Genomic DNA, 11231 nt, shown 5'->3' on the forward strand with positions numbered 1-11231 from the left:
CCCCTACGTCAAAAAGGAAAATGACGATGACTGAACACTCCGAAAACACCGAAACCCCTGCATTGCTGAAAAAGAGCCAGGTCATTCATCAAACCAGCCGGGGCCCCACTGTCGATGTAGTCGCCGCTCAAATATTGCGCCAGGCCCTGAAGGAGCTGCATCCCGAACGGGATCTCAACCCGGATCAGACAATGATCGGCACACCTCAATGGCAGTGCCTCGGCGATACGCTCATGGCATTGCCGACGCAATTTGAGTCACTGACCCAGGCGCTGGTACGCCAGTTCTTTACCTCGACCACCGCCAACTTTCTCGAAGGCGAACACTTCCTGACGTTGAACCCGCAGGCTACTCCCGTGGTGCATCTGGATATCGGTATCGAAGCCATTGCCGGACTGCTCAATGACTACGCGCCCCTGCTGTTCGTCGCCTTCGGCGAGCGGCAACTGGCCTATTGGAACAACACCGGGCATCTGGTGCCGCGCTGGCAAGAACTGTCCGCTGCCCTGCGTAAAACCCTCGACGTGCAACACGCCAAAGGTTGGGATGATAAACAGTGCGAGGTGGCTCGGGCCGTCTCGCTGCATCCCGACAAGCAAGAGCGTCAAGCCCATGATCCGGCGCTTTCGACTATCCAGGTCAGCCTGATCGACATTGATACTGTAGACGCCAAGGGAAATGCGCGGCACTTGTTGATCGGCGGTGCCGCCGTGCTGACAGGACGCTATGAGCAACGTGACCTGGTGATGATGTATACCGTGGAAAACGGTTACGAAACCTTCGACTCACTTAAACAGCTGGGCGCTTCGCTACCAAAACGCATCGAGACACAACCAGACGTTCGTCAGCTGAAGTGGCGGTTGTTCGAACCCGACGGTAATTTTTTCGACCACATGGCCTGGGCCCTGATTACCAGCCAGCTCGATGCGATTACTGAAATCAGTCAACAAGGCCTCGCCGTTGAAGTAGATGCCTTCACCGGATCTTCGCCCATCCCTGAACATGCCAGCGCCAAAGAAAAAACCGCGCTCACCGGTCTTGACGACTCAATACCCGACTGGCTGTTCGATGCATCGGCTGCGGACCTCGATCAATACAGCCAATCGATCAATGCGTTGGGCAAACTGTACAAGCAGACCGACAAGACACTGTTCCGGATTCTGCCCATTACCACCTTCGCCCAAAACCTCATGCGCGACGCGATCATTGCCGAAAAAGAGTCTTCCGCCACCCTACCGCTCAATGACCTGGAAATTACGATCACCAATAGTTTCGAATCCGGTGGCTTGACGCTGCCCAACCCGCACGACACCCATACCGAAACCTTGGGTGAATACGCCTTGCAAAACGTCGCGCCGTATCAGGCTGTCGTTCGATTCAGTCCACCGCAGGCGGTACCCGAATGGTTGAACGATGCCTTCCTGACGAAGCTGGCGAGCAAGATTGATGTCGGCGAGGCCTATCCCCGACTGATCAAGGACAAGCTGATCGATGACCTGGCGCAGGCGCCCTTGCAGCAGCATTTTTACATCAGCCAGTTGCGTGCCCTGCTGCCGCTGATTGCGCTTGAGTGCAAGGTCCGCGGCATCGGCGGTGTAGATGAATTGGGTTGTCGCTACATTCATGAATGGCTCAAGCCGACACCCGGTCACCCGCAACCGGTGGTCATTCGTCCCCTGACGTTCGTCCACTCCGGGAACACCGACGGCGACACCGTGACCAACATGTTTATCATCGCTCCACGTCAGCCAGTCGGCGGGCCGTGCCTGCTGTATCGGCCGTTGCTCGACCAGCCGTTACTGCAATTCCCTTCTGCGCAAAACCTGCTGTACGCCTTGCATCAGCCCGGCGAGTTGCGCGATTCGGTGCTGGCGTGGCTGCCTGACTCGACCACCAGTTTCAAATACGCTCAATACGTATTCCCCGTCGGGCTGCCCAGTTCATGGCTGGTGGCACAGTTGGTCGCCGAACCCTGGACTTCCGTGGACTGGGCTGGCCCGGTCGAACTCTCATCCAGTGAACTGGCCGGCGAGGTCTTCCCGGCCCTGTTCAAGAAGCACGCCCAGGCCATGGCCGAACTCGCCGATCACCAGTCGCTATCCAACGCAGAACGGCGCTGGGCGTTGTTGCGCGACAGTGGCTGGGCACTGTTCAACGTCGCCGCGAATTTTCTCAGTGGCCAGGCGGGGGCAGCGATTTGGGTCTGGCAGAGCATCAGTGAAGTCGAGCAAGTACTGGACGCTCACAATCGCGGTGATGCTCACGCGCAATGGAACGCCATCGCCGATATGCTGTTGAACCTGGGCATGATCCTGGCCCATCACGCCGCCGTACGCCGCAAGTCAGGTCCACGAACCGCTTCGGCGCCGCCAGGTGACCACGACAGACTCCCGGAAACAAATGTCACACCGACGGTCAAGCCCGCCGCACTCACCGTAACACTGATCCCCACCCCACTGACCGGTGAGCTTGCGCCCAGCCATTACACCTCACTTGATCCCGGCGGCTCAGTGCCTCACCGCTCACCTTCGGCGCTGATTACTTTCCTGAGCAGCCTGAATGTGCCGGCTCCCGATCTTACCGACCCGACACTGGAAACCCTGCAGCGCGATACCGCGTCCCTGTACCAGCTGGATGGAAAGACCTATGCACAGGTCGGCGAACACTGGTTCCGCGTGATTGAAAATGACGACGCGCAAATTCACATTGTTGATCCGCAAACCCCCTCGAAGACCGGGCCACCATTGAGTCAAACCAAACAGGGGCATTGGTTTGTAGACACGCGATTGCGATTGCGCGGGGGTGCCGGTGGTACCAGCCTGCAAAGCCAGCTCAGGGCTCAGCGCAAGGCAAAGGAGCAGCAGAAGAAAGAACTGGGCATCACGCTGGATGCCTTCAAGCGTCAGGAGCCGGCAAACAATGCTGAACTGAAAAAAACCCAGACTGAAATGGAGGGGGCGACCGGACCAGCGCTTGAGCAGGCGACACAGCGTTACCTCACTCAAGTCGAGAAGCTGATCGATGACTACGATCAGGCGCTGAAAAATCTTGAGCAATGGCGCCTGAAGGGCGGAAGCGAAGGCTATCTCAAAGACTTCCAGCGAATGACTTTCGAATTGCAGAAGAATCTCGCCCTGTGGTTCGCACTCAAGCGCAGCACCTATGGGGCATTGACCCATCTGCTGGCGGAAGACACCGACATTGAATCAAACGCTTCCATGCAGACGCATGTGCAGGGCGTCAGGCAAGCCTTGGCCTTGAGCCACGACATGATCAATCGCCTGCAACTTTCCCAAACCTCCCTGCAATCCCTCGAAGCCATTGGCAGCGCTGGCATAACCGCCGCACAAACGCTGCGAAAGCTGCTGCCTGCGTTCACCTCGTGGGAATTGAAGTCCAACGAGATCGGCATGTCCCATGAGGTGTGCATGCGCGGTCCTGCCAACGCGGACTCTGCACCGGCCCGTGACGCGGTGGGCTCGTTGATTATCGAGGCCGCCACCGCGACCCACCGGCATACAGCGTTGACCAGGATGCCCGATAGCGATGAGGCCATTGCACTTCGAATCGACAACCTGAGCGGGCTCACCGATGTCTATGCCGATGTCGCTCAGCGTTTTGAGGACCTTCCGGGCGAATATCCCGACTTGGTGGAACCCACCGAACTCAAGCGGTTAAGCAGCTTGATAGGCGAGTTCAGACAGTTGGCTCAGGAGCAACTGAGTACGCTGCTGCCCGAGAGCGGGACAATCGCGGCACCGGTCGCGCCAAAACCTGCCGTTGCGGGTCCCTCCCGGCCTGTTGGCAAAGTCACCAAAAGCCGCCCTCGCGACCCCGCGCCCGCCAAAGCCTCGACATCCGCCGAAGCTGCGCTCAGCGAGGTTCTTCCGGCCCGGTCAAAACCTGCCCCTCAACCGGTGCTGGATGACGTCGACATCATCGCCGATGCCCTGACTTTGAATGAAGACGTACAGGGTTTCATTGATCGAACCCGCAAAGACGCCTACAAACCCAACCGTATTCCAGCAGACATGCAGGACTTGTTCGATCATCAGGCCCGGCGCCTGGAACAAACCGCAATCAATGTCGACCAGGCCCAGACGCGCATCCGCGCATCGGGCGGAGCACCGCTCCCGGTGGGCAACCTGAGCGCCGAACTGAACAGCGCCGCTGAACGGTTACGCGCTCAGGGCATCAGCATCCGCGCCAGCTTGCTCAAGGACCGCCAGCCTCGCCAGGCGTATGTGCAGTGGCTTCTGGATAACAACCAGGTCCGCATCGTCAGAAACGCACAAGGCCGGATCAAGACCAAAAAGCGTCAGGACTATTTTCAGGAATATCAGGTGCTCGACACCACTAACCGTGACCGGCCATTGTGGTTGGCGCACTTTCACTATGATTCGCCTGAAGCGCCATCTGAGCAGTTCACGGCTGCGCACCTGAAAGTCGCCGATGAATATTTGAAACAGCTCACAGCCGAGCGGCGTCAGGCACTGAGCAACCTGACGCCACTGGACTATGTGCTTCGCCGGATTGGCGACCCGAGTCTGTTCCTGACACTGGAAACCCAACCCTGATGCAGGCAGGCGGGCGGACTGACATCCGCCCGCTCAGCGAGCACGCCACACCGTCCGCAATCGCTCCAACGCGGCCTCGATCTCACGCTCGGGCACCGCAGCAAAGCCCAGCACCAGGCCGGCACATTGATCGTCCGGCGTGGTGGATTGCGGTAGCCAGTAACTGCTCAATCCATTGATCTCGACATCGACGTTACTGGCCAACTCGATCAACTCTCGCTCACGTTCCACACTTTCGACCGGTACCGTCATGTGAAGCCCGGCGGTGACTGTGGGTAATCGGCCAACGCCCGGGATATCCAATGGCCAACCATTGAGTAGCGCATTACGCCGACTCAACGCCGCACGACGCATGCGCCGGATATGTCGCTGAAAGTGTCCGGCGGCCATGAATTCGGCCATCACTGCCTGGGTACTGACTTCCGAATGGCGCACATCCACGGCACGACGCTGGGAAAACCCGTCCACCAGCCCCATCGGCAACACCAGATAGCCCAGGCGCAGAGCCGGGAATGCAACCTTGCCGAAGGTCCCGACGTACAACACCCGACCCTGGCGATCGAGGGCTGCCAACGGTGCCAGTGGCGCACCGCTATAGCGGTACTCGCCATCGTAGTCATCCTCGACGATCCAGCCTTGGCTGCGCTCGGCCCAGGCCAGCAACTCCAGTCGGCGCGCCAGGCTCATCACTACGCCCGTGGGGTACTGGTGTGACGGCGTGACATAGGTCAGGCGACAATCGCTGAGCTTTTCCAGGTCACCGCAATCGATGCCCTCACTGTCCACCGCCACCCCGTGCAAGCGCGCACCGGCTACGGCGAACGCATGTCCCGCCGCGCGATAGCCCGGATTCTCGATCGCCACCCCATCGCCGGGCTCCACCAGCAACTGTGCACAAAGGCTAATCCCCTGCTGCGCGCCACTGGTGATCACAATTTGTTCAGCCGTGCACTGCATGCCCCGGGAACTGCGCAAATACGCCGCTATCATCCCGCGCAGGCGGGCATCACCGGCGGGGTCGCCGTAACACAACTGCTGCAAATCCGGTTTGCGCCAGAAAGCCGCATTGAGCTTGGCCCAGACCTCGAAAGGGAACAGATCGAACGCCGGAACACCGACCCTGAATGCCCGTGGCGGACCACTCGGAGGACGCGGTAAATGGTTCTGATCGACGCGTTCCAGCCCACCACTGTGGATAACTTTGCTGGATGAAACCACAGGTAAATCCAGACAATTTGTGGATAAGGCTGTGGGTAAGCCTGTCGATAACCCTGTGGATACTTTTGTGGATAATTTTTTCGCCGGCAAGGCGTTTGGCGGCAATTGCGCGACATAAGTCCCGTCGCCGACCCGCCCCTCAATGAAGCCCTCGGCATAGAGCTGGTCATAAGCGCGCACCACGCTGTTGCGGGAAATCGCCAACGCCGCCGCCAGATCTCTGCTGGCAGGTAAACGTGTGCCACTGGCCAATCGTCCATCCAGCACCCGCAAGCGCAATGCCTGATAAAGCTGACGACTCAAACCCTGACGGCGATCAAGTTCGATACCCGCCGGGTTGAACGACAAGGACAGTGGTTCGCTGGTCATGGCAATGGACCTATGAAATTGGTCATTAATGGCTCTTACAACAGACCAATAGCCTGCCTAGGATGCAGGCATTCGCCAAGGAAAATATCTCCATGTACACGCCACGTGCTTTTGCCATCGACGAGTTGTCCCAACTGCATGAACTGATTCTCGCCACCCGTCTCGCCATTCTGGTGACCCACGGTGAAAGCGGCCTGCAAGCCAGTCATGTGCCGGTGCTATTGCATTGCGAACAAGGCTCGAATGGCACGCTGTACGGGCATCTGGCCAAAGCCAATCCACAGTGGAAAGACCTGCGCGACGGCGCCGAAGCCCTGCTGATTTTTGCCGGTCCCGACGCCTACGTCAGCCCAGGCTTCTACCCGGCCAAGGCCGAACACGGCAAGGTCGTGCCAACGTGGAACTACGTCGCGGTACACGCTTATGGCCGCGCCGAAACCTTCAGCGATGGCGGGCGACTGCTCGACATCGTCAGCACCCTCACCGACCGTCATGAAGCCGGCCGCGCCCAACCCTGGTCAGTCGCCGATGCCCCCGCCGATTACATCGACGGCATGCTCAAGGCCATCGTCGGTTTCGCCATTCCCATCGACCGTCTGGAAGGCAAGCGCAAGCTCAGCCAGAACCGCAGCCCCGCCGACATCGCCGGCGTACGCGAAGGGCTGGCCGCCAGCCCCGACGTCAATGATCAAGCCCTCGCCCAATTGATGCGCTAAGGAAATCACCATGAGTCAAATCGACATTCGCCAAGTCACCGTCGGTGATCACGCGGCCTGGTTGCCGCTGTGGCGAGCCTATCTGCGCTTCTACAACACCGAATTGCCGGACGCCGTCAGCCAGAGCACCTGGCAACGCATGCTCGACCCGAACGAAACGACCCACGCCGCGCTGGCGTGGGCCGATGGCAAGGCGGTGGGCATGGTGCATTTCATCTACCATCGTTCGAACTGGGCCATCGAAAACGCCTGCTACCTGCAAGACTTGCTGGTGACGCCCGAAATACGTGGCACCGGCGTCGGCCGCCAGTTGATCGAATTCGTCTACGCCACGGCCAAGGCCGACGGTTGCAACAAAGTGCATTGGCTGACCCACGAAACCAACACCACCGCGATCCAGCTCTACGAGCGCATCGCCGAACGCCCCGGTTTCATTCAGTTTCGCAAAGCCATTTAAGGTTCAAGGAGAACAGCATGTCGACTTCACTCGCAGATTGGAAAGGCGTCCCGGCCCCCTCGGCGCAAGCACTCGAAGGGCGCTTCATCCGCCTGGAAAAACTCGACCCGGCGCGCCACGGCGACGATCTGTTCAAAGCCCTGCAAGGCCCCGGCGCCGACCCGAAACTCTGGGACTATCTGCCTTACGGTCCCTTCCCCGAGCGCAGTGCTTTCAACGACTGGCTGAATAACCACGCGGCCAACAGCGACCCCTACTTCTTCAGCGTGATCGATCGTGCGAGCGGTGAAGTGCAAGGCCTCCTCAGCCTGATGTCGATCGTCCCGGCCCAGGGCCGCATCGAAATCGGCCACGTCACCTTCGGCGCGCCGATGCAGCGCTCACCGAAAAGCACCGAAGCGGTGTACCTGCTGGCCAAGGAATCGTTCGCCCTGGGTTACCGCCGCCTGGAATGGAAATGCAACAACGGCAACGCCCGCTCCAAATACGCAGCCGAGCGTCTGGGCTTCAGCTTTGAAGGGGTGTTTCGCCAGCACATGGTGGTCAAGGGCCAGAACCGTGATACCGCGTGGTACTCGATCCTGGACTCGGAATGGCCGGCGATTGGGGCGGGGTTTGAGCAGTGGTTGAGTGATGAAAATCAGACGGCTTCGGGGCAGGTGAAGTCGTTGGTGGAGTGTCGCGGGTATTCCAGAAAATAAAACTGTGGGAGCGAGCCTGCTCGCGAAGAGGCAGGCACATTCAGCATCTATGTCGCCTGACACTCCGCCATCGCGAGCAGGCTCGCTCTCGCAATTTTGCTCCCGTCGAAGGCAGATTTCGCGACGACATCAATCTGTAAAAACCCTCCGCTATACAGGACGCCCCCGCTTATAACAAAAAGGCCGTCCAACCATGCCCTTCTCGCCCCAACGTTTGGCCCTCGTCATCGCCCTGCTGATCAGTACAGGGGCCAATGCGGCGCCCTACAAAACGGTGCAGATCGACACCGCCACCACTGCCCCGCAAACTCTGGGCGGGGCCGACTCCCTGACGATCTCGGCGCCGGGCAGCATTACCAATGCCGGCAAGGCTGTCACCCTCAAAGACGGTACGGCCGGGCTGGTGTGGTGATTGATAACGCGGGGCAGATCATTTCGACCGGTGGCCGGGCGATCGACAGCAGCGGCGACCTGACCCAGGCACGCAACTACAGCATTTACAACCGTGCCGGTGGACAGATTCTGGGTTTCAACGACGCTCTGCGCATCGACAGCAATTTCGTCAGCGGCAGCTTGTTGATCGATAACAGCGGCATCATCCGCTCGACCACCGGCCAAGGCCTGGACCTGGATGCACTGCGCAGTGCCGGGGTCACCACCACCATCATCAACCGCGCGGGCGGGCTGATTCGTGGTGAGGCCAGCGATGGCATGAAGACCGGCGCCAATGCGACCATCACCAACTACGGCGAGATTTCCAGCGGCGACTCGCACAACGCCGACGAGAAGTTCGACGGTGTCGACATCGACTCGGCCACCGGTGTGACCGTGACCAACTACGGCATCATTAGTGGAGGCCGCCACGGCATCACCACCGATCTGGGGGCGACCCTCACCAACTACGGGCAAATCACCGGGCGTAACGGCTCCGGTTTCGGTTCCGACGGCGACGGTACGGTGATCAACCACGGCACCATCACCGGCGCCTGGTCCGGACTGCAACCCAATGGCGACGGCGATGGCGTGGACATCGACAAAATCGCCCACATCGAAAACTACGGCACCATCCAGGGTGTCGGTGCCGGTGGCGTGGACAAGAACGGCTTCGCCAACGGCAGCGAAGGGATCGCGCTGGGCGGCGGCTACGTGCTGAACGCCCAAGGCGCAATGATCAGCGGAGCCACCAGCTCCATTCTGGTTGACGATGGCAGCGGCGGCTCGGGTCTGGCGGCGACCACGCTGGAGAACTTTGGCACCATCCAGGGCCTTGACGGTTTCGGCGTGAAGTTCGTTGGCGAATTCGCTGACAGCGTCATCAACGGTGGCACCATCAGCGGCAGCAATGGCTTGGCACTGGACCTCGGCGGCGGTAACGACAGCCTGACCTTGCGCAACGGCAGCCGCTTCGTGGGGGTTGTCGATGCGGCGGGTGGCAGCTTCGGCACCAGTCGAAATTTCGAATGGCTGGAGGTCAAGCAAGGCGCCTGGACCCTGAGCGGCAACGGTGATTTCAGTGACGGCGGCGCGATCCGCAACGGCGCGACGCTGATCAACCAAGGCGGCATCGCCGGCAACGTGACCGTCGATGCCGGTGGCGTGTATACCGGCGGCGGTTCGGTGGGCAACTTGCTGGTCAATGGCACCTTGCAGACCAACACGGGCCTCGGCACTGCGACCATCACCCACGACCTGACCATGGGCAGCGGCTCGACAATCGCCTACGGCGTCAACGCCGATGGCAGCAGCGCACCGATCATGGTCGGCGGCACGGCCACCCTCAACGGCGCGACGCTGGCGGTGAATCCGGGCAGCGGCACCTATCCGTGGCAAAGCCAATACACCGTGTTGCAGGCCGCGCGCGTGAACGGCACCTTCGGCGAGGTCACCAGCGACTATGCGTTTCTCACACCCACCCTGGCTTACACCCCGACGCAAGTCGACCTGACCTATACCCGCAACGACGTCGCCTTCAATGAGTTCGCCACCACCGGCAACGGTGGTCGTGCTGCCAATAGCCTGGCGAGCCTCGGCAAGGACAACGCGCTGTACAACGCGTTGCTCAACACCACCAACGCCACGGCCGGCGCGGCGATCGAACAACTGAGTGGTGCCAGCAACGCCAACCTGACCAGCGCGACCCTCGGCGCCAGCAGTCAGGTCGGCGCCAGCATGCTGTCGGCCATGCAGCAAATGGGCGGTGGTTCCAGCATGCTGGTGGGGCTGGACCAACGCGACACCCCGGTCCTCGCCGCCAACGGCGTGCCCCGCGAAGCGCGCAACCTCAATGACCCGAATGCTCGGGGCCGCCTGTGGCTGCAAGCCATCGGCGGCTACGGCAAGCTCGATGGCGAACACGGCAGCAGTGGACTGGAACAACGCAGCAAAGGCACGGTGCTGGGTGCCGACTGGGCACTCAACGGGCAATGGCGATTCGGTGTGCTGGGCGGTTACTCAAAGAGCGACCTCGATGCCACCGGCGTCGATGGCAATGTCGAGAGCTGGCATGCCGGTGTCTACGCCCAGCGCCAAAGCGGCCCGTTGGCGTTGCGCCTGGGTGCGGCGTACAGCGGACATCAAGGGGAAAGCAAACGGACCGTTGCCTTCAACGGCTTCAGCGACCGACCCGAGGGTGACTACGACGCCGACAGCCAACAGGCATTCGCCGAACTCGGTTACGCCATGGGCAACGGCCGCCTCAGTGTCGAGCCATTCGCCAACCTCGGCTACCAGCGCTACCACCGCGACAGCTATGAGGAAAAAGGCGGCGCCGCCGCCCTGCAAGTCGATGAACAAACCGAGGACAACTTCAGCACCACGATCGGCCTGCGCCTGGCCCACCTGAGCAGCCTGGACAACGGCATGAGCCTGACACCGCGCATGACCGCCGGCTGGAAACATACCTATGGCAGCGTCAGCAACTCCACACGCCAGGCGTTTGTGGTGGGAGGCACGGCGTTCAGTGTCGATGGCAGTTCGCTGGATCGCGACAGCATGGTGCTGGAAGCCGGGCTGGATGTGGGCATCTCTGCACGCCATACGCTGGGGATCGGCTACAGCGGCGAGATCGGAAGCAACAGCCGCAATCACGGGTTGATCGGGCAGTGGCAGATGAGTTTCTGATGGTGGCTAGCCGCAAACGTCCGGTTCTGGTGTAAGAAAAAGCGTCTGCCCGAAACCGATAAATACAGCCGTC

5 protein-coding genes and 1 pseudogene are annotated in these 11231 nt (G+C 60.5%); 5 read left to right on the forward strand and 1 reads right to left on the reverse strand.

What is annotated here, in order from left to right; all coding sequences use genetic code 11:
• Positions 1–26 precede the first annotated feature (26 nt).
• Positions 27–4577: a dermonecrotic toxin domain-containing protein gene (locus M5G20_RS17510; protein WP_273920123.1), complete on the forward strand. Its 4551-nt coding sequence runs from the start codon at positions 27–29 to the stop codon at positions 4575–4577.
• Between the two features lie 33 nt (positions 4578–4610).
• On the opposite strand, the gene pdxR is transcribed toward M5G20_RS17510, so the two are convergent.
• The gene (pdxR, locus tag M5G20_RS17515; protein ID WP_273920124.1) at positions 4611–6164 is read right to left on the reverse strand and encodes a MocR-like pyridoxine biosynthesis transcription factor PdxR; all 1554 of its coding nucleotides are present in this window, start codon (positions 6162–6164) and stop codon (positions 4611–4613) included.
• A gap of 92 nt (positions 6165–6256) precedes the next feature.
• Between pdxR and M5G20_RS17520 the strand changes: the two genes are divergently transcribed.
• The 4 genes and pseudogenes from M5G20_RS17520 to M5G20_RS17535 all read left to right on the forward strand — a co-directional run bounded on the left by M5G20_RS17520 (position 6257) and on the right by M5G20_RS17535 (position 11158).
• The gene (locus tag M5G20_RS17520) at positions 6257–6880 is read left to right on the forward strand and encodes an FMN-binding negative transcriptional regulator (RefSeq protein WP_273920126.1); all 624 of its coding nucleotides are present in this window, start codon (positions 6257–6259) and stop codon (positions 6878–6880) included.
• A gap of 10 nt (positions 6881–6890) precedes the next feature.
• On the forward strand, positions 6891–7337 hold the full coding sequence (locus M5G20_RS17525; RefSeq protein WP_273920128.1) for a GNAT family N-acetyltransferase: 447 nt from the start codon (positions 6891–6893) through the stop codon (positions 7335–7337).
• 17 nt (positions 7338–7354) lie between these two features.
• A complete protein-coding gene (locus M5G20_RS17530; protein WP_273920130.1) occupies positions 7355–8038 on the forward strand; it encodes a GNAT family N-acetyltransferase in 684 nt (227 codons plus the stop codon).
• Between the two features lie 193 nt (positions 8039–8231).
• Positions 8232–11158: pseudogene (locus tag M5G20_RS17535) on the forward strand (autotransporter outer membrane beta-barrel domain-containing protein).
• Positions 11159–11231 lie beyond the last annotated feature (73 nt).

This window comes from Pseudomonas sp. TNT2022 ID1044 (assembly GCF_028656895.1).
Classification (GTDB): domain Bacteria; phylum Pseudomonadota; class Gammaproteobacteria; order Pseudomonadales; family Pseudomonadaceae; genus Aquipseudomonas; species Aquipseudomonas reinekei.

Excerpts from the sequence above, each read along its gene's own strand:
- M5G20_RS17510 (WP_273920123.1), top strand. The coding sequence starts at position 27 with ATGACTGAACACTCCGAAAACACCGAAACCCCTGCATTGCTGAAAAAG.
- pdxR (WP_273920124.1), bottom strand. The coding sequence starts at position 6,164 with ATGACCAGCGAACCACTGTCCTTGTCGTTCAACCCGGCGGGTATCGAA.
- M5G20_RS17520 (WP_273920126.1), top strand. The coding sequence starts at position 6,257 with ATGTACACGCCACGTGCTTTTGCCATCGACGAGTTGTCCCAACTGCAT.
- M5G20_RS17525 (WP_273920128.1), top strand. The coding sequence starts at position 6,891 with ATGAGTCAAATCGACATTCGCCAAGTCACCGTCGGTGATCACGCGGCC.
- M5G20_RS17530 (WP_273920130.1), top strand. The coding sequence starts at position 7,355 with ATGTCGACTTCACTCGCAGATTGGAAAGGCGTCCCGGCCCCCTCGGCG.